19 protein-coding genes are annotated in these 18,531 nt (G+C 69.9%); 10 read left to right on the plus strand and 9 right to left on the minus strand.

Features of this window, described 5'->3' with window-relative positions; all coding sequences use genetic code 11:
* The 3 genes from GWI24_RS21635 to GWI24_RS21645 all read right to left on the minus strand — a co-directional run.
* Positions 1-756, minus strand: a 756-nt coding sequence (locus GWI24_RS21635; protein ID WP_210947570.1) for an aldo/keto reductase, incomplete at its 3' end; no start/stop codon positions are given.
* Between the two features lie 56 nt (positions 757-812).
* Positions 813-2,123 carry an RNA polymerase sigma factor gene (locus tag GWI24_RS21640; RefSeq protein WP_247616695.1) on the minus strand — a complete coding sequence of 437 codons (1,311 nt, stop codon included), beginning with the start codon at positions 2,121-2,123 and terminating at the stop codon, positions 813-815.
* Between the two features lie 26 nt (positions 2,124-2,149).
* Positions 2,150-2,506 (minus strand): YciI family protein, encoded by a 357-nt coding sequence (locus GWI24_RS21645; protein ID WP_210947571.1) that lies wholly within the window; start codon positions 2,504-2,506, stop codon positions 2,150-2,152.
* A gap of 257 nt (positions 2,507-2,763) precedes the next feature.
* On the opposite strand from GWI24_RS21645, the gene GWI24_RS21650 reads away from it, so the two are divergent.
* From GWI24_RS21650 to GWI24_RS21660, 3 genes are all read left to right on the plus strand, one after another.
* Positions 2,764-3,177, plus strand: a complete 414-nt coding sequence (locus GWI24_RS21650; RefSeq protein WP_037954988.1) for a helix-turn-helix domain-containing protein — start codon at positions 2,764-2,766, stop codon at positions 3,175-3,177.
* 18 nt (positions 3,178-3,195) lie between these two features.
* Positions 3,196-3,879 (plus strand): hypothetical protein, encoded by a 684-nt coding sequence (locus GWI24_RS21655; RefSeq protein WP_210947572.1) that lies wholly within the window; start codon positions 3,196-3,198, stop codon positions 3,877-3,879.
* 120 nt (positions 3,880-3,999) lie between these two features.
* Positions 4,000-4,344: a DUF2516 family protein gene (locus GWI24_RS21660; protein ID WP_037955086.1), complete on the plus strand. Its 345-nt coding sequence runs from the start codon at positions 4,000-4,002 to the stop codon at positions 4,342-4,344.
* A 56-nt stretch (positions 4,345-4,400) separates the two neighbouring features.
* On the opposite strand, the gene GWI24_RS21665 is transcribed toward GWI24_RS21660, so the two are convergent.
* Positions 4,401-5,627 (minus strand): PP2C family protein-serine/threonine phosphatase, encoded by a 1,227-nt coding sequence (locus GWI24_RS21665; protein WP_210947573.1) that lies wholly within the window; start codon positions 5,625-5,627, stop codon positions 4,401-4,403.
* 232 nt (positions 5,628-5,859) lie between these two features.
* Between GWI24_RS21665 and GWI24_RS21670 the strand changes: the two genes are divergently transcribed.
* On the plus strand, positions 5,860-6,384 hold the full coding sequence (locus tag GWI24_RS21670) for an O-acetyl-ADP-ribose deacetylase (protein ID WP_210947574.1): 525 nt from the start codon (positions 5,860-5,862) through the stop codon (positions 6,382-6,384).
* A 16-nt stretch (positions 6,385-6,400) separates the two neighbouring features.
* Here GWI24_RS21670 and GWI24_RS21675 read toward each other — a convergent pair whose 3' ends face one another.
* On the minus strand, positions 6,401-7,477 hold the full coding sequence (locus GWI24_RS21675) for a C40 family peptidase (protein WP_308343897.1): 1,077 nt from the start codon (positions 7,475-7,477) through the stop codon (positions 6,401-6,403).
* Positions 7,478-7,945: 468 nt separating this feature from the next.
* On the opposite strand from GWI24_RS21675, the gene pstS reads away from it, so the two are divergent.
* The 4 genes from pstS to pstB all read left to right on the plus strand — a co-directional run bounded on the left by pstS (position 7,946) and on the right by pstB (position 12,039).
* Positions 7,946-9,070 carry a phosphate ABC transporter substrate-binding protein PstS gene (pstS, locus tag GWI24_RS21680; protein ID WP_210947584.1) on the plus strand — a complete coding sequence of 375 codons (1,125 nt, stop codon included), beginning with the start codon at positions 7,946-7,948 and terminating at the stop codon, positions 9,068-9,070.
* 115 nt (positions 9,071-9,185) lie between these two features.
* Positions 9,186-10,175, plus strand: coding sequence for a phosphate ABC transporter permease subunit PstC (gene pstC / locus GWI24_RS21685; protein WP_210947576.1), 990 nt, complete (start codon positions 9,186-9,188; stop codon positions 10,173-10,175).
* Complete coding sequence (pstA, locus tag GWI24_RS21690; protein WP_210947577.1) at positions 10,172-11,236, plus strand: phosphate ABC transporter permease PstA; 1,065 nt, start codon at positions 10,172-10,174, stop codon at positions 11,234-11,236. Before pstC ends, pstA begins: the two co-directional genes overlap by 4 nt.
* Positions 11,237-11,262: 26 nt before the next feature.
* Positions 11,263-12,039 carry a phosphate ABC transporter ATP-binding protein PstB gene (gene pstB / locus GWI24_RS21695; protein ID WP_210947578.1) on the plus strand — a complete coding sequence of 259 codons (777 nt, stop codon included), beginning with the start codon at positions 11,263-11,265 and terminating at the stop codon, positions 12,037-12,039.
* Between the two features lie 225 nt (positions 12,040-12,264).
* On the opposite strand, the gene GWI24_RS21700 is transcribed toward pstB, so the two are convergent.
* Together GWI24_RS21700 and GWI24_RS21705 are read right to left on the minus strand one after the other, a co-directional pair.
* Positions 12,265-13,263 carry an inorganic phosphate transporter gene (locus GWI24_RS21700; RefSeq protein ID WP_210947579.1) on the minus strand — a complete coding sequence of 333 codons (999 nt, stop codon included), beginning with the start codon at positions 13,261-13,263 and terminating at the stop codon, positions 12,265-12,267.
* A gap of 8 nt (positions 13,264-13,271) precedes the next feature.
* Positions 13,272-13,892 carry a DUF47 domain-containing protein gene (locus GWI24_RS21705; protein WP_030837909.1) on the minus strand — a complete coding sequence of 207 codons (621 nt, stop codon included), beginning with the start codon at positions 13,890-13,892 and terminating at the stop codon, positions 13,272-13,274.
* Between the two features lie 192 nt (positions 13,893-14,084).
* Between GWI24_RS21705 and GWI24_RS21710 the strand changes: the two genes are divergently transcribed.
* Entirely contained in the window at positions 14,085-14,489 is a 405-nt protein-coding gene (locus tag GWI24_RS21710; protein WP_210947580.1) for a metal-sensitive transcriptional regulator, read from the plus strand.
* Between the two features lie 246 nt (positions 14,490-14,735).
* On the opposite strand, the gene GWI24_RS21715 is transcribed toward GWI24_RS21710, so the two are convergent.
* Both GWI24_RS21715 and GWI24_RS21720 read right to left on the minus strand, forming a co-directional pair.
* A complete protein-coding gene (locus GWI24_RS21715) occupies positions 14,736-14,993 on the minus strand; it encodes a hypothetical protein (protein ID WP_210947585.1) in 258 nt (85 codons plus the stop codon).
* Between the two features lie 199 nt (positions 14,994-15,192).
* Positions 15,193-16,110 carry a hypothetical protein gene (locus GWI24_RS21720; RefSeq protein ID WP_210947581.1) on the minus strand — a complete coding sequence of 306 codons (918 nt, stop codon included), beginning with the start codon at positions 16,108-16,110 and terminating at the stop codon, positions 15,193-15,195.
* A gap of 467 nt (positions 16,111-16,577) precedes the next feature.
* On the opposite strand from GWI24_RS21720, the gene GWI24_RS21725 reads away from it, so the two are divergent.
* Positions 16,578-18,191, plus strand: a complete 1,614-nt coding sequence (locus GWI24_RS21725) for an FAD-binding oxidoreductase (protein ID WP_210947582.1) — start codon at positions 16,578-16,580, stop codon at positions 18,189-18,191.
* Positions 18,192-18,531: the final 340 nt, after the last annotated feature.

Genomic DNA, 18,531 nt, shown 5'->3' on the forward strand with positions numbered 1-18,531 from the left:
GAGTCCCCAGGCGAGGGCGATCTGATGCGCGGTCGCGCCGTGCCGCTCCGCGACCGTCCGCAAGTTCTCGTGCTCCAGGCCGGTGTGGCCACCGCCCAGCGCGAAGAACGGCATATAGGCGATCCCGGCCGCGGCGCACTCGTCCACCAGCGCCCCGTCGGCCTGATCGAGCACCCCGAACCGGTTCTGCACCGCGGCCACGGGCGCGATCGCGCGGGCCTCGGCCAGCTGCTCGGCGCTCACATTGCTCACCCCGAGCTCCCGCACCAGCCCCTCCTCCCGCAGTGCGGCCAGCGCGCCGAACCGCTCCCCGATCGGCACCCCGCCCACCGCCTTGAGCCGCCCCACTCGCAGGTAGACCAGGTCGAGCGCGTCCACGCCCAGCTGCCGCAGGTTCTCCTCCACCAGCCCCCGCAGCTGCTCCGGCCGCGCCTCCGCGTACATCTCCCCGGTCGCGGTGCGCAGTGGCCCGATCTTGGTGGCGATGGTGAGGTGCTCGGGGTACGGGTGCAGGGCCTCGCGCAGGATGTCGTTGGCCCGCTCGGTGGCGGAGAAGTAGAAGGCGGCGGTGTCGATATGACGGACGCCCAGCTCCACGGCGCGCCGTGCGACCGCCACGGCCGTGGCCCGCTCGACGACGGGACCGCTCCACCGCCCCGGCAGCTGCATGGCCCCGAAGCCCAGCCGATCGGCCGGTGACGAGAGATGGGAAAACGAAAACGAGGAAAACGCGGATGAGGAAGAGGATGAGGTCATGGGGCAGCATGCGCACCTTTTCGCCCCGACGACAAGATCAGCCCGACAAGATCAGCTCAGCCCGACGACCGCTCCAGCAGCAGCGCCCGCTCACGGGCGTTTCGCGTCAGGGCCGCCGCGCGGGCGAACTCCGCCCGGGCCTCCTCATGCCGCCCCAGCCGCTCCAGCAGATCCCCGCGGACGCTAGGCAGCAGGTGGTAGTCCTTGAGCGCCGGTTCCTCCGCCAGTGCCTCGACCAGTTTCAGACCCGCCGCGGGCCCCTCCGCCATCGCGACGGCGACCGCCCGGTTGAGCTCCACCACCGGGGACGGGGTCAGGGCCGTCAGCCGGCCGTAGAGGGCGGCGATGGCCGTCCAGTCGGTGTCCTCGTACCGGATCGCCCGTGCGTGGCAGGCGGCGATGGCGGCCTGGAGGGAGTACGGACCCTGGCCCGCCCGCTGCAGCGCCTCGACGCCCCGGCGGATGAGCAGGCGGTTCCACTTGGTGCGGTTCTGGTCGGCGAGCAGCACCGGCTCACCGCCGGGGCCGGTACGCGCCGCGATCCGGGAGGACTGGAACTCCAGCAGCGAGACCAGTCCGTGCACTTCGGGCTCCTGGGGCAGCAGCCCCGCCAGCACCCGCGCCAGGCGCAGCGCGTCCTCGCACAGGGCCGGGCGCACCAGATCGTCGCCCGTGGTCGCGGAGTAGCCCTCGTTGAAGACGAGGTAGATGACCTCCAGGACCGAGGAGAGCCGGGCGGTCCGGTCGTCGCCGTACGGCACCTCGAAGGGGACCTCGGCCTTGGCGAGCGTCCGCTTGGCCCGGACGATGCGCTGGGCGACCGTGGGCTCCGGGACCAGGAACGCGCGGGCGATCTCCTCGGTCGTCAGCCCGCCCAGCAGCCGCAGGGTGAGCGCGACCCGGGCCTGCGTGGACAGCACGGGATGGCATGCGGTGAAGATCAGTCGCAGCAGATCGTCGTCGATGTCCTCGGCGATCCCGGCGAGATCCGCCGGGTCGGGCGGTGAGACGTCCTCCAGGGCCCGCCCGACCTCCGCCAGCTTGCGTGCGTAGGTCTCCTTACGGCGTACGAGATCGATCGCGCGGTGCTTGGCGGTGGCCATGAGCCAGGCGCCCGGATTGTTCGGCACACCCGACTCCGGCCACCGCTCCAGCGCGGTGACCAGGGCGTCCTGCGCGAGTTCCTCGGCCAGCCCGACGTCCCGCACGATGCGGGCGACGCCTGCGATGATCCGCGCGGACTCGATCCTGAAGACCGTTTCGACCGTTCTGGCGATGTCAGCCGTTGCGCCGCTCTGGGCGCTTTCAGCCGCTTTCGCCGCATCGGCCGGGCTTGCTGCCGTCACGGCCACCATCAGAGCAGCCATAAGGGGACGGAGCAAGCATTACCGGCTCAGGGCTCGACAACCTCACGGACCTCGACGGTGATGGTCCAGAACTCCTCATGAACCCGCAGGAACCGCTTGGTCCACTCCAGGGCCTCGGCCTTGTCCTTGGCCTGGAGCAGGGCGTAGCCGCCGATGACCTCCTTGCTCTCGGTGAACGGGCCGTCGGTGCAGCTGATCTTTCCGCCGGACCAGGTGACCCGGGTGCCGTCGGAGGTCGGGGTGAGCCCGGCCGTGTCCAGCATGACCCCGGCCTTGGCCATCTCCTCGATCAGCTCGCCCATCCGCTCCATGAGCTCGGGGCTGGGGCCCTCGGCGGGGGCGTTCTGCTCATCGACGCGGATCATCGACAGATAGCGCGGCATGGTGACTCCTCATGCGGAACGAGATCGAGATTTCGGCACGGAGGCCGGGGGCTTTCCCCCGCCTCTCACCCCTGCGTCGAACGGGCACCGCCCCGATCGACAGACCTCACGAAATCTTTTTGACGAGCTCGCACCGACGAGGTCACACCCGACGGGGCCACACCGACCGGGCCACACAGACGGCCCCCGGCATGACACGCGCCACTATTGCAAGCAAATGCTTGCAATAGTTAGCACACCTGTTGCAGCATCGAGGCATGGCATCACTCAACGTCGGCAACCTCGGCGAGTTCCTGCGCGAGCAGCGGCGCACAGCGCAGCTGTCGCTGCGGCAGCTGGCCGATGCGGCCGGGGTGTCCAATCCGTACCTCAGCCAGATCGAGCGCGGGCTGCGCAAGCCGAGCGCCGAGATCCTGCAGCAGCTGGCGAAGGCGCTGCGGATATCCGCCGAGACCCTGTACGTACAGGCGGGGATCCTCGACGAGCGGGACCGCGAAGAGACCGAGGTGCGCAGCGTGATACTCGCCGACCCCTCGATCAACGAGCGGCAGAAGCAGGTCCTGCTGCAGATCTACGAGTCCTTCCGTAAGGAGAACGGGCTCCAGACCGCCTCGGACAACGCCTCCGACACCCCCGACACCGGCGCCGACGTCGCCGCACCCTCGAACTGATCCGGGAGGACCATCACCATGGCCATCACCGACGACGTACGCAAGACCCTCACCGACCCGACCCCGCTGTACTTCATGGCGGGCACGGCCGACCTCGCCGCCCAGAAGCTCAAGGAGGTGCCGTCGCTCGTCGAGAAGATCGTCGCGGAGGCCCCGGAGCGCCTGAACGCGGTGCGCAACACCGACCCCAAGGTCGTGCAGGAGCGGGTCTCCGAGCAGGCCAAGGGCGCCCAGGACAAGCTCACCGAGATGCTGGGCACGCTCGACACCGACATCAAGCGGCTGCGCGACACGGCGCAGGAGCTCGCCCTTCAGGGTGTGGGCCGGGCCGCCGAGCTCGCCGTGAAGGCGCGGGAGCGGTACGACGAGGTGGCCGAGCACGGCCAGGAGGTCGTGCGGACCTGGCGCGGTGAGGCGGCCGACGAGGTCGTCGACATCGCCGACGCGATCGAGCCCAAGGGGGAGCGGGACGGCCACGCCGCCCGGTCCAAGGCGCCGTCGCACTCGGTCGCCATGGACTCGTCCAAGGAGGCGCCGAAGTCCCCGGCCAAGCCGGCCACCCCGGCCGCGTCGAGCGGCTCCGGTCACTCGGGCGCTCAGACGTCAGCGGCCTCGTCGGCCTCCCAGGCCAAGAAGGCCCCGGCCCGCGGCAACAAGCCCGCCCCCGCCGCCAAGAAGCCGGAGCCGAAGTCGGCCGGCTGACGCGCGCACGCCCACGACCGGGCCGGGTACGCCGGGTATACCCTGCGTGCCCGGCCCGGTGGGCGGGTACGGTGGCCCGCAGAGACGCTTCCCATACATATCTTCTAGGCGGTGGACGGCGTGCTGGTTGAAGGCTTCGGCAAGCTGATGTACTGGGTCTCCTGGGCCCTGCTCCTCTTCAGCCTCTTCGCCTTCGTCGACTCGGCGATCCGCCGGGAGGACGCGTATCGAGCGGCGGACAAGCAGACCAAGGCATTCTGGTTGATCATCCTCGGTCTCGCGGCCGCGGTGAACTTCTTCATGGGAATCCTGGACTTCCTGCCGATCATCGGGCTGATCGCGACGATCGTGTACATCGTCGACGTCCGGCCCGCGCTGCGGCAGGTCTCCGGCGGTGGCCGCCGCTGGCCGCGCGGCCGCGGCTCCAGCTCCGACGGCCCCTACGGACCCTTCAACGGCCGGTAACGGCCGACAGCGGCCGAAACAGCGAGCAGATACGAGCAGATACGGGCCGCGGCCGGTCAGCCGCGGTCCAGCAGCAGTACCGCCAGATCGTCGGTCAGCTCCCCGCCGTTCAGCGACCGCACCTCGGTGACGGTCGCGTCCAGCAGCTCCTCACCGCGCCGTCCCTCCGCGACCTGGCGCGCCACGATCTCGACCATTCCCTCCTGGCCGAGCCGCTGCACCCCCTGCCCGACGCGGCCCTCGATCAGCCCGTCGGTGTACATCATCAGGCTCCACGCCCCGCCGAGCTCGACCTCGCGGCGCGGCCAGCGCGCGTTCGGCAGCAGGCCCAGCGCCGGGCCGTTCTCGTCGGTCGGCAGCAGCCGGGGCGCCATGCTCGGGCGGATCGCCAGCGGTGAGGGGTGCCCGGCCAGGCAGACCCCGGCCCGGTGGCCGTCCGGGGCGATGTCGACCGTGCACAGTGTGGCGAAGATCTCATCGTCGGCGCGTTCGTTCTCCAGCACCTGCTGAAGGGTGCCGAGCAGCTGATCGCCGCAGAGCCCGGCGAAGGTCAGGGCGCGCCAGGCGATCCGCAGCTCCACGCCGAGGGCGGCCTCGTCCGGGCCGTGGCCGCAGACGTCGCCGATCATCGCGTGGACCGTGCCGTCCGGGGTGCGGACGGTGTCGTAGAAGTCGCCGCCGAGTAGGGCCCGGCTGCGGCCGGGCCGGTAGCGGGCGGCGAAGCGCAGCCCCGAGCCGTCCAGCAGCGGGGTGGGCAGCAGTCCGCGCTCCAGCCGGGCGTTCTCCTGGGCGCGCAGCCGTGACTCGGTGAGCTGGCGCTGGGCGAGGTCGGAGCGTTTGCGTTCGACGGCGTAGCGGATGGCGCGGTTGAGGATCCGGCCGTCCAGCTCGCCGCGGAAGAGGAAGTCCTGGGCGCCCACCCGCACCGCCTCGGCGGCGCGCTCGGCGTCGTCCTCCGCGGTGAGCACGAGGACGGCGTGCGAGGGCGCGAGCCTCAGCACGTCGCGCAGCGTGGCCAGCGAGTCCACGCCGTCGTGGCACGGGCCCGGCAGGGCCAGAAGGATGCACTGCACCCCGTCGGTGAGCAGCCGGCTGGCCTCGGTGAGGTTGCGGGCCGTACGGATGCGGACCCGGTTACCCTCGGTGTCCAGCATCTCGGGAACGTTGAAGGCACCGGACGGATCGTCCTCGATCACCAGCAGGGTGAGCCCGTTGTCGGGCAGGGTGGCGGGACCGGCTGACTGGGCCGGTGCCTCCCGTTGCCTCGGCACGGGTACGGACATCGCTCGATTCCTTCCCTCCCCCCGAGGGCGCGCCCCGCCGACCGGTGGAGCGCTGTGGGATTCCGGAACGCACACCGACTGGTCGGTTTCAGTGGCGTCAGGGCGCGGGTACCGGATACTGCCAGGCGACCTTAGCGCTAGGCGGCCGTTTCACGGAATGACCTCCAGGCATCGACTTTTGTCATATGCCGCACGTCATGCGGCACTTGGTGGCCCGGGAGACAATCCCGAGATGACGAACATCACGCTGGCGCTGGGCGATATCACCGAGCAGAGCGTCGACGCGGTCGTGAACGCGGCCAACTCCTCCCTGTTGGGAGGGGGTGGCGTCGACGGAGCCATCCATCGGCGGGGCGGACCCGACATTCTGGATGAATGCCGTGATCTGCGCGCATCTCGCTACGGCAAGGGACTTCCGGCCGGTGAGGCGGTCGCCACCACGGCCGGCCGGCTGCCCGCCCGCTGGGTGATCCATACGGTCGGACCGGTCTTCTCCACGACCGAGGACCGCTCGGCCACCCTCGCCTCCTGCTACCGCGCGGCACTGCGGGTCGCCGACGAACTGGGCGCCCTTACGGTGGCCTTCCCGGCCGTCTCCACCGGCGTCTACCGCTGGCCGCTCGACGACGCGGCCCGGATCGCGCTCACCACCGTGCGCGATACGAACACTTCGGTCACCGAGGCCCGTTTCGTCCTCTTCGACCAACGCGCGTACGACGCCTTCGAGACGGCCCTGAACGAGCTGCCGCCGACCTGAGCCCTGGTGGCCGGTGCTACCTCGCGTCCGGCCGCACCACGCCCAGGATCGGCATCGAGCCCGCGCCCGCGACCGTCACCTGGCGGCCGGGGCGGGGGGCGTGGATCATCGCGCCGCCGCCCACGTACATCCCGACATGGCTCGCGTCCCGGAAGTAGATGATCAGATCGCCCGGGCGCATGTCCTTCACGCTCACCTTCGGCAGCAGCCGCCACTGCTCCTGCGAGGTCCGCGGGATCGCCCGGCCGGCCGCCGCCCACGCCCGCTGGGTCAGCCCCGAACAGTCATAGGTGTTCGGGCCCACCGCGCCCCACACATAGTCCTTGCCGAGCTGGTCCTTCGCGAAGTCGACCGCGCGCCCGCCCTTCGCGGTGGCACCGCCGCCGAGCTCCCGCAGTATCCCGGTGTCCAGCCACTTCGCCTGCGCGCCACGGGCCTTGTCCTCCTCCAGCCGGCGCAGCCGCTCCCGCTCGTCCTTCGCCAGCCGGGACTCCAGCCGCTGCGCGCGGGCCAGCCTGCGCAGGATCTCCTTCTTCGCGGCCGCCTTCTTCGCGCGGCTCCGGTCCAGCCGTTCCCACTCCTGGGAGGCCGACTCGGCGTAGCGGTCCAGCGCCACCTGGGTGCGCGCCAGACGGCCGATCAGACCGTCGGTCGCCTTCTCACCCTTGCGCGCGAGCGTGACGCCGTCGAGGAAGTCGCCCGGGTCGCCGTTGAGGAACAGCCGCGCCTCCGCGGGCATCCCGCCGCCCCGGTACTGGGCCCGGGCCATCGCCCCGGCCCGCTTGCGCAGTCCGGCCATCTCCTTCTGGGCCTTCACCACGGCTCGGGCGATCCTCAGGATGGACTTCTCCTGCCGGGCCTGTTTCTCCCGCGCCAGGTTGTACGCGTCGGTGGCGGACTCCGCCTTGCGGTAGAGCCCCTCGACCTCCTGACGGACCGCCTCCAGGCTCCGGTCCCCGGTCCCGCCGCCGGTCCCGCCACCGGCCCCGCCGCCCGGCGTCGGCCCCGGCTCGCCGGGCGCGGCGTACGCCGTCTCCGGCACGGCCGACAGTCCCAGCGCGCAGACGAGCGCGGTGGCCGCGGCGACGCTCACACCTCTCCCTCTCCCGTCCCGCCTCACCCGCGGTCTCCTCTCGTTCCGCTCCGGCCGTGCGCGCTCCTGTCCCTCTAGCGCGCCAGACCTGACGTACCGGCACGTAGGGACGGATAGTGGCATGCCGTACCGCAATCCGACAGAGACACGCGGCGGTTACGCCAGCAGCCACCCCGATCCGGTTCACCGGACGGGTGCCGCACAGGTGTCGCACGGGCCTCGGGCGACCTCCGCAAGGGGGTCACCCTCGCCGCGATCCAGCCGTGACCTGGCCGTGACATGGCCACCACACTGACGGCCGAGGTTCACCATCCGTTAACTCACCCCCTCAGGCCGCTTCACCTGATCTGCCTACTTTCGGCCCTACTGAGCGTGAGCCGAGTACGGCTCCGGCGCACGCCACAACAAGTGCGCTCCACCCATCTCGCGCCGTCCCCCACCGGCGGCTTCTGGAAGGAACTCCTGAAAGTGAAGCTTCAGCGCAAGAACCGGCTTCGCGCCATCGCCGCCGGTGCCCTCGCTGTCTCCGGCGCCCTTGTCCTCACCGCGTGTGGCTCCGACGACAACAGCGGTGGTGGCGGCGGTGGCGACTCCAAGGCCGCCTCCAACATCAAGTGCGACGGCAAGGGGCAGCTGCTGGCCTCCGGCTCCTCCGCGCAGAAGAACGCCATGGACCTGTGGATCAAGACCTACGGGGCGGCGTGCAAGGACACCAAGCTCAACTACAAGGCCACCGGCTCGGGCGCGGGCATCCAGGAGTTCCTGCAGGGCAAGACCGCCTTCGCGGGTTCCGACTCGGCGCTGAAGCCCGAAGAGGTCAAGTCCTCGGAGAAGGTCTGCAAGGGCGGCAAGGCCATTGACCTGCCGATGGTCGGCGGCCCGATCGCCGTCGGCTTCAACGTTCCCGGCGTGGACAAGCTGACGCTCAACGCCGAGGTCCTCGGCAAGATCTTCAACTCCGAGATCAAGAAGTGGGACGACCCCGCGATCAAGGCGCTGAACAAGGACGCGAAGCTTCCGAGCCTCAAGATCCAGGCGTTCCACCGCTCCGACGAGTCGGGCACCACGGACAACTTCACCAAGTACCTCAAGGCCGCCGCGCCCAAGGCGTGGCCGCATGAGCCGGGCAAGGCGTGGGAGGGCGAGGGCGGCCAGTCGGCCGACGGCTCCTCCGGTGTCTCCTCGCAGGTCAAGCAGGTCTCGGGCGCGATCTCGTACTTCGAGCTCTCCTACGCGACCGCGAACAGCATCAAGACCGTCGACCTGAACACCGGCGCCTCCGCCCCGGTCCAGGCCACCGTCGAGAACGCCTCCAAGGCCATCTCCGAGGCCAAGATCAAGGGCACCGGCAGCGACCTGGCCCTGGACCTGGCCTACGACACCAAGGCCGACGGCGCCTACCCGATCACCCTGGTCACCTACGAGATCGCCTGTGACAAGGGCAACAAGGCCAGCACCCTCCCCGCGACCAAGTCCTTCCTGAACTACGTCGCCAGCGAGGACGGCCAGACCTCGCTGAAGGAGCTGGGCTACGCCCCGCTGCCGACCGAGATCGCCAACAAGGTCCGCGAGAGCGTCAAGAGCCTCTCCTGACCCGAGTGCGGCTGACTCCGCCGTGGCGACCGCCGCGGCGGAGTCGGCCGCATCGTCCGGTGCACCGCCGCACCAGGAGCCTCATCCGCAGCAGGCTCCGCAGACCGGAGAACTCATGAAAACGGATATAGAACCCACATCTTCAGCCGCTGGGTCACCGCCAAAGGTCAGGACCCGCTCCACCGGCCGCGCCGGTGACAAGATCTTCCTCGGCCTCTCCCGGGGTTCCGGTATCGCTCTCCTGGTGATCATGGCGGCCATCGCGGCCTTCCTCACCTACCGCGCCGCCATCGCGATCTCCAAGGACGAGGCCAACTTCCTCACCTACTTCGAGTGGAACACCGGCTCCTCGCCGATGCGGTTCGGCATCGCCGTCCTCGCCTACGGCACGGTGGTCAGCTCGATCATCGCCATGATCATCGCGGTCCCGATCGCGGTGGGCATCGCGCTGTTCATCTCGCACTACGCCCCGCGCCGGCTGGCCACCCCGGTCGCCTATGTGATCGACCTGCTCGCCGCGGTCCCCAGCATCGTCTACGGCCTGTGGGGCGCGCTCTTCCTCGTGCCGCATCTGACCGGCCTGTACACCTGGTTCGACGACTACCTGGGCTGGACCGGGATCCTCAGCTACCAGGGCGGCGCCGCGCGCTCCCTGTTCACCGTCGGCATCCTGCTGGCGATCATGATCCTGCCGATCGTCACCAGCGTGAGCCGCGAGGTGTTCCGGCAGGTCCCGAAGATGCACGAGGAGGCGGCGCTGGCGCTCGGCGCGACCCGCTGGGAGGTCATCCGGATGGCGGTCCTCCCGTTCGGCCGCTCCGGCATCATCAGCGCCTCGATGCTGGGTCTGGGCCGTGCGCTGGGCGAGACCATGGCGGTCGCCACCGTGCTGTCCCCCAACTTCCTGATCGAGACCAGCCTGCTGGACCCGGGCGGCGGCACCTTCGCCCAGAACATCGCCAGCCGCTTCAAGGAAGCCGGCAACGACGGCCGTGACGCGCTGATCGCCTCCGGTCTGGTGCTGTTCGTCATCACCCTGCTGGTGAACGGCGCCGCGCGAATGATCATCGCCCGCCGCAAGGAGTACTCGGGGACCGCCGCATGAGCACTGTCGTTGACAAGAACGCCGCGCGCCACGGCTCGAGCCTCCAGCAGGCCCGGCTGCCCGGGTGGGCCCCGTATGCCCTGGTCGTGGCCTCGCTGGGCCTGGGAGCGGGCATCGGCACGGCCCTAGGAATGGGCAATCCGTTCCAGATGGGCCTGCTCGCCGCCCTGGTCTTCATCATCGCCTCGTACGCCCTCGGCGCCGTGGTCGAGGGCGGCCGGCAGGCCAAGAACCGGCTGGCCACCAGCCTGGTGTGGGTCTGCTTCCTGCTCGCCGTCGTCCCGCTGCTCTCCCTGATCTGGGAGACCATCGACCGGGGCCGGACGGTGCTCGACGGCTACTTCCTGGCCCACTCCATGGAGGGTGTGCAGACGATCCTGCCCGGCGGTGGCGCGTACCACGCGATCATCGGCACCCTGGAGCAGGTCGGCCTCGCCGCGCTCATCGCCGTTCCGATCGGCCTGCTGACCGCCATCTACCTGGTGGAGTACGGCCGCGGCCGGCTCGCGAAGGCCGTCACCTTCTTCGTCGACGTGATGACCGGCATCCCCTCGATCGTCGCCGGTCTGTTTATCCTCAGCTTCTGGATCATCATCCTCGGCTTCAGCTACTCGGGCTTCGCCGGTGCCATGGCGCTGGCCATCCTGATGATGCCGATCGTCGTCCGCTCGACCGAGGAAATGCTCAAGCTGGTCCCGGACGAGCTGCGTGAGGCGTCCCTCGCGCTCGGCGTGCCCAAGTGGCGCACCATCCTCAAGGTGGTGCTGCCCACCGCGATCGGCGGGATCACCACGGGTGTGATGCTCGCGGTCGCCCGTATCGCCGGTGAGTCCGCGCCCATCGTGCTGCTGGTCTTCGGTGCCACGGGGATCAACAACAACCCGTTCGAAGGCGCCCAGTCGTCGCTGCCCTACTACATCTACGAGCAGTGGCAGCTCGGCAACGAGGCCTCCTTCAACCGGGCCTGGGCAGCGGCGCTCGTGCTCATCGCCTTCGTCATGATCCTGAACCTGGTGGCCCGCGGCATCGCCCGCTGGAAGGCCCCGAAGTCCGGCCGCTGAGGCCAAGAAGAAGAGAAGTGATTCACATGGCCAAGCGCATCGACGTCAGCGGGCTCACCGCCTACTACGGCAGCCACAAGGCCATCGAGGACATCTCGATGACCGTCGAGCCCCGCTCGGTGACCGCCTTCATCGGCCCGTCGGGCTGCGGCAAGTCCACCTTCCTGCGCACCCTCAACCGGATGCACGAGGTCACCCTCGGCGGCCGGGTCGAGGGCAAGGTGATGCTCGACGACGAGAACCTCTACGGCTCGGGCGTGGACCCGGTCTCCGTGCGGCGCACGGTCGGCATGGTCTTCCAGCGCCCCAACCCGTTCCCGACGATGTCCATCTTCGAGAACGTGGCCGCCGGGCTGAAGCTCAACGGCTCGTACAAGAAGAGCGAGCTCGGACACGTCGTCGAGAAGTCCCTCAAGGGCGCCAACCTGTGGAACGAGGTCAAGGACCGGCTGAACAAGCCGGGCGCCGGACTCTCCGGCGGTCAGCAGCAGCGGCTGTGCATCGCCCGCGCCATCGCGGTCGAGCCCGATGTGCTGCTGATGGACGAGCCCTGCTCGGCGCTCGACCCGATCTCCACGCTCGCCATCGAGGACCTGATCGGTGAGCTCAAGGAGCGCTTCACGATCGTCATCGTGACGCACAACATGCAGCAGGCGGCGCGCGTCTCGGACCGTACGGCCTTCTTCAACCTGGCCGGTGTCGGCCAGCCGGGCAAGCTCATCGAGATCGACGAGACCGAGCGGATCTTCTCCAACCCGTCGGTGCAGGCGACCGAGGACTACATCTCCGGCCGCTTCGGCTGACCAGGCCCCTCGCACGACCGGCGAGGACAGAGCGTCCTGCGGTGCTGCATGGCGGTGCCACCGCAAGACGAAGGGCCCGCCCCTGGCTCCCGGGGGCGGGCCCACTTTCATCGGCCCGCGTTCATGGGCCCACTTCGTGCGCGGTGCCGGCGTGCTTCGTATGCGGTGTCGGCGTGCTTCGTATGCCGTGCGTGTGCGGTGCGTGTGCGGTACAGCGTGCGGCGGTCAGCCGAAGGCCAGATTGACGATCCAGTAGCTGAGCGCTGCGACTCCGGCCGCCGCGGGCATGGTGATGAACCAGCCGAGAATGATGTTCTTCGCGACCCCCCAGCGGACCGCGCTCACCCGCTTGGTCGCCCCCACGCCCATGATCGCCGAGGTGATGACATGGGTGGTCGAGATCGGCGCCTGGAACATGAACGACGCCGTGTACATGACGCCTGCCGCGGTGGTCTCCGCCGCGAACCCCTGCGGCGGGTCCAGCTCGATGATCCGCCGTCCCAGCGTGCGCATGATGCGCCAGCCGCCCGCGTAGGTGCCGAGCGACAGCATCGCGGCGCAGGAGATCTTCACCCACACCGGAATCGCGTCGCCTTCGTCCTCGACACCCCCGATGACCAGGGCCATCACCACGACACCCATGGTCTTCTGGGCGTCCTGGAGGCCGTGGCCGAGCGCCATGCCCGCCGCCGAGACGGTCTGCGCTATCCGGAAGCCGCGCTTGGCCTTGTGCGGGTTCGCGTCACGGAAGATCCAGAGGATGGCCACCATCACGAAGTAGCCGAGCACCAGGCCGACGATGGGCGAGAGGACCATCGGGATGACGATCTTCTCCAGCACCCCGTCCCAGTGGACCGTGCTCGCCCCCGCGAGCGCCGCGCCGACCAGCCCGCCGAACAGCGCGTGTGAGGAGGAGGACGGCAGACCGTAATACCAGGTCACCATGTTCCAGGTGATCGCGCCGACCAGCCCGGCGAACAAGATCATCATGCCTTGGTCGCCGGTGGGGGTGGCGATCAGGCCCTCGCTGACGGTCTTGGCGACGCCGCTGCCGAGGAAGGCACCCGCGAGGTTCATCACGGCGGCCATCGCGAGCGCCGCCCGTGGGGTCAGCGCCCGGGTGGAGACCGAGGTCGCGATGGCGTTGGCCGAGTCGTGGAAGCCGTTGGTATAGGTGAAGAACAGCGCGACCGCGATGGTCACGACAAGCGCGAAGGTGTCCATGCCCGGGCTCAGGACTCCTTGACGGCGATGGTCTCGACCGTGTTCGCCACATGCTCGAAGGCGTCGGCCGCCTCCTCCAGCACATCGACGATCTGCTTGAGCTTGAGCACCTCGATGGCGTCGTACTTACCGTTGAAGAGGTGGGCCAGGAGCTTGCGGTGGATCTGGTCCGCCTGGTTCTCCAGCCGGTTGACCTCGATCCAGTACTCCGTGAGGTTGGTCATGGTGCGCAGATTCGGCATCGCCTCGGCGGTCAGCTCGGCCGCCCGCGCCAGCACCTCGATCTGCTGCTCGACGCCCTTGGGCAGCTCTTCGACCTGGTAGAGGACGACCAGGTCGACGGCCTCCTCCATGAAGTCCATGATGTCGTCGAGGGACGAGGCCAGAGAGTAGATGTCCTCGCGGTCGAACGGCGTGATGAAGGAGGAGTTCAGCTGGTGGAAGATCGCGTGCGTGGCATCGTCCCCCGCGTGCTCCGCGGCCCTCATCCGCTCCGCGATCTCGGCACGAGCGGAGGAGTCCGCCCCGAGCAGTTCCATCAGGAGCTTGGAGCCGGTCACGATGTTGTCCGCGGACGCGGCGAACATGTCGTAAAAGCTCGTCTCCCTGGGGGTCAGACGAAAGCGCACTGGGGATCCTCGGAATGCAGCGGATGGGGACTCGACGATGCTAGGCGCATCTTCCGGCCACGGTAACCGGCGATCCCAGTGTCGCCCATTGGGCAGAGTGCTCAGCACGGGGGCCCGGTTCGACCGTAAAAAGCGGTACCATATACCCACTGGGGGTATATGCGGACATAGCGTAATCAACGGGAGGAAGCCATGACGACCTCGGCGGCCGACACCACCGCGCCCACCGACGGCGACGAGCGGGGCCAGGCGTCCGGGCACACCTCCGCCCAGGACTCCGTACCCCACGGTGGGCATGGATACGCCAAACAAAAAGATCAGCATCTGAAGCGGCTGCGCCGGATCGAGGGCCAGATCAGGGGATTGCAGCGGATGGTCGAGCAAGACGTCTACTGCATCGACATACTCACCCAGGTCTCGGCGAGCACCAAGGCGCTCCAGTCCTTCGCCCTCCAGCTGCTCGAGGAGCATCTGCGCCACTGTGTCGCCAGCGCGGCCGTGGAGAGCGCCGCCCAGGGCGAGGCGGAGGGCACGGGAGAGGTCGACGCCAAGGTGGCCGAGGCCACGGCGGCCATCGCCCGGCTGCTGCGGACCTGAGCGCCGGTACGGGCCGCCCGGTACGGGCCGACCGGTGCGGGCCGTTCCCGGGTGAGCGGTGATACGCGCCGTTCCCGGGTGAGCGGTGGTACGGGCCGTTCCCGGGTGAGCGGTGGTGCGGGCCGTCAGCGCCGGTACGGGCCCGTTCCCGGGCGTGGACATGACCGTCAGCTCGCCTCTCGCCGGACGGGGCCCCTGGGCGCCCGCCGGCGAGACGGCGGCATCGACATGGCCAGGGGGCGTCCGCTACGGGGCGTCCGGGCTCCCGGCACCGGCCTCCGGGGCGGCCTTCGCCTCCTCGGCGCGCTTCGTCTCCTCGGCGCGCTTCGCCTTCTCCGCGCGCTTCGCCTTCTCGGGGCGCTTCCCGTCCTCGGCGCCCTTCCCGTTTCCCTTGGCGCCCGTGGTCCCCTCGGCCGAATCTGATCGGTCGGCCTGCACCCGGAGCACCTCGTCGATACGGTCCGTACTGAGCCTGTCCTCGTCCGCGCTCGACGCAGCGATCATCAAGTCACCATAGAGATCGATTTCGACGAGGGCCACGGGGTCCGGGCCCGACGAGCCGCGACGCGCAACCACGTGTTTCACCTCCTCCAGCGAGCACCTGCGAGCACTTTCGAGCAGCGGCTTCCCAGCGTAGGGATCGGTACACACTCCGCGCATGGCACGGATGGGCCATTTCGAAGGGCAAAGCGGGCCCCTCCGACTACTTCTGAGGTGATCCGACCTTTCCTGCGTAGATATCCGTGGGCTTGGGGAGCTCAACCTCGGCGGGGGCCCCGAAGTCGTACAGCTCCGTGGTCGAAGCGACCCCCAGTTCGCCGCGCCGCCGCCCGGCGGCGTCCGGGCTCTCCGCCGCCTCCTGGCCGTCGGCCCGGCTGGTCACCGTGAACCGGTGCCGCACCTCGCGCAGCCGGCCGAGTCCGTCGAGATACGCGTCGAAGCGCACCGTGCTCTCGTCGAACCCCCTGGCCGCGGCCACCAGCGATCCCCGCGCGCCCTCCGACGCGGCCCGCGCCGCCCGGCCGATGTCGGTGGTGCCGCGGTAGTGGCGCACCAGGTCTCCGCCGAGCCCCTCCTCGCCGACCAGGCTGGCCTCCCGCACCCCGCGCAGCAGCTCGGCGGCGGTCAGTGGATCCGTGGCCCCGCCGGTGACCAGATTCCCATCGGGAATGTCCGTCGTATCCACCCGCACCCATTTGTCGCGGGGAATGCCCGCACCGCGATTGCGCATGAAAAGCGCCCCGGAGGTCAGGAGTTCGGTGATCGGCGCATGCTCGGCGGTCCCCATCGCGTCCCTCGGCAGCAGCAGCCGCAGCCGTCCCTGCCGCTCCTCGAAGTCGTACGCGCCGGCGCCCCGGATGGCCACGCGGGTGCCGCCCGTCGCCGTCTCCATGGTCGTACGGACCCGGGAGCTGCCCGACTTGACCAGCACATCCGCGGCGCGGTGCAGGACCATGACCGCGCTCTCGCGTGCGGTGCCGCCCGGTCGTTCATCGGCCGCCGTCTCGGTGGAGCAGCCGCTCACAGTCGCCAGCGACACGGCCAGCAGGCCACCCGACACGACCCCGGTGACGGCTCTCACCCGTCTCCGCACACCGAGCCCGCGCTGCTGGAACACCATCGACCGCCGACCCCCTGGCCACGCTCGTCCCGCTTGGTACTTGTTCGTTTAACGATTCACACCGGTGGCTCGTCACGGCCCGGTAGCGTGGTCATGTGCTCGACTCAGGCGACATAGGCCCCGGCCAGAACCGCACCACCACCGTGGAGCGGGGCTCCTTCTCCATCGCCCGCTGCACCTGCGGCTGGTCCGGTCCGGCCCGTCGCGCCAGAGCCGTCGCCCGCGATGACGCGGCAGCTCATGCGACGGCCCGTCACATCTCGTCCGGCACAAGCGATTCATCGGACTTGTCCGATTAGTGCGGATCGGACTCGTCCGATTGGCGCGGGTTGTCCGTCCCCCGACAACTCTTCGGCCACGAGCGGAACCACACCCCCCGGTCGACCCCTCTGACCAAAAGACCGGGCCGGCTTCGCGGTGGCCCGGTCGACGGTTGAGAGCAGCGTCGACTGGGAGGGGACACCGCCATGAACCGGCGGACACTGCTGGCAGCGGGCACGGGGCTGGCGGCCACCGCCACAGGGGTCACCGCGTGCAACGATGACGCGGGGAAGGCCGGCGGTGACACGAGCCCGGTCGGCTCCTCCTCCTCGACGCCGGACGCCCGTTCGGCCTCGGCGAGCGGCAGTCGCCGCGCCGTCGACGGCAAGCCGAAGTCCGCGGACTGGAGCGCGCTCGGCAAGGACCTCCAGGGCGACCTGGTGCGCCCCGGAGACTCCGACTACACCTCCGCCAGCCGGCTCTACAACACCCGCTTCGACCATCTGCGCCCGGCCGCCGTCGCCTATATAGAGAACACCCCGGACATATCCGCCTGTCTGGACTTCGCCCGGCGCCATGGCGCCCCCGTCGCGATCCGCAACGGCGGTCACTCCTACGCCGGCTGGTCGAGCGGCGACGGCCGCCTCGTCATCGACGTCTCCGCGCTCTCCTCGATCCGTACGACCTCCGGCGAGGCCCGGATCGGCGCCGGCGCCAAGCTCATCGACGTCTACACCACACTGGGCGCCCGCGGGGTCACCGTCCCCGGCGGCTCCTGCCCGAGCGTCGGCATATCCGGACTGACCCTCGGCGGCGGCCACGGCGTGGTCTCCCGGGCGTACGGGCTGACCGCCGACAGCCTTACGGGTGCCACCATCGTCACCGCGGACGGCAAGGCCCTGGAGGTCTCCAAGAGCCGCGAGGCCGAACTGTTCTGGGCCCTGCGCGGCGCGGGCAACGGCAACTTCGGCGTCGTCACCGAACTGCGCTTCCGTACGCATGACGCGGCCGACGGCGTGACCTGTTACATGTCATGGCCATGGTCCAAGGCCGCGAAGGTGCTGAGCGCCTGGCAGAAGTGGGGCCCGGACCAGCCGGACGAGATCTGGTCGGCGCTGCATCTGTCGGCCGCCCCCGGTCGCACCCCGACCGTCTCCATCAGCTGCTTCTCGCTCGGCACCTACGGCGCGCTGCAGAACGCGGTGGACAAGCTCGCCGACGGGCCGGGCGGCCCCGGCCCCGCCTCGCAGGTCAGCCTGCGCCGCCGCGGCTACGTCGACGCCATGCGGATGTACGCGGGCTGCGGCGACACCTCCACGGCCAACTGCCATCTGCCCGGCGACAAGCCCGGCCGCAGCAGCTCCGGGGTGCTCAACCGCGAGACCTACGCGGCGCGCTCGGACTTCTTCGACCGCTCGCTGAGCCAGGCGGGCGTCCGGGCGATGCTGGACCAGCTGGAGCGCTACGGGCGGCGCACCGGGGGCGGGGGCGCGGTCAGCATCGCGCTCACCGCGCTCGGCGGGGCGGTCAACCGGGTCTCGCCCACGACCACGTCCTTCGTCCACCGCCGCTCGCGGTTCCTCGCGCAGTACACCGCTTCCTGGGCGGCGGGCGGCTCGGGCACCGCGGGCAACGCCTGGCTGGACGGCGCCCATAAGGCGATGCGGCGGTACGCCTCCGGGGCGGCGTACCAGAACTACACGGACGCGTCACTGAAGGACTGGCGCTCGGCCTACTACGGCTCGGCAGCCGACAAGCTGACGCGGGTGAAGAAGCGTTACGACCCGGACCGGCTCTTCGACTTCCCGCAGGCGCTGTGAGGTCTTCCCTCCGCCAGGGACTCCCGGGACCTCGGAGGTTCAGCGTCGGCTGATCCCCCGGAGATGACAGAAGGCCCGGCAGCCGCCGGGCCTTCGTCGCATCCGTGTTCGTGACGTCCGTAAGGGTGCCGCTAGGCCGTGCTCCGAAAGTCCCGCCTGCCCCGCGACGCTGGCACGCACGCTCGCCGCGTTGTCGGGATCGTCCGAGTAGGCCCGCCCCCAGACTCCGTCCGGGAGGTACCCCCGCGAGGACGACCCTCCGCCTCGCGATCGCACGCACCAGACGCCGCGGGGCCCCCCTCCGGGCGGACGGCGCTACTTTCGAAACACGCCCTAGGCC

It is taken from the genome of Streptomyces sp. MK37H (assembly GCF_018035285.1).
Classification (GTDB): Bacteria; Actinomycetota; Actinomycetes; order Streptomycetales; family Streptomycetaceae; genus Streptomyces; species Streptomyces endocoffeicus.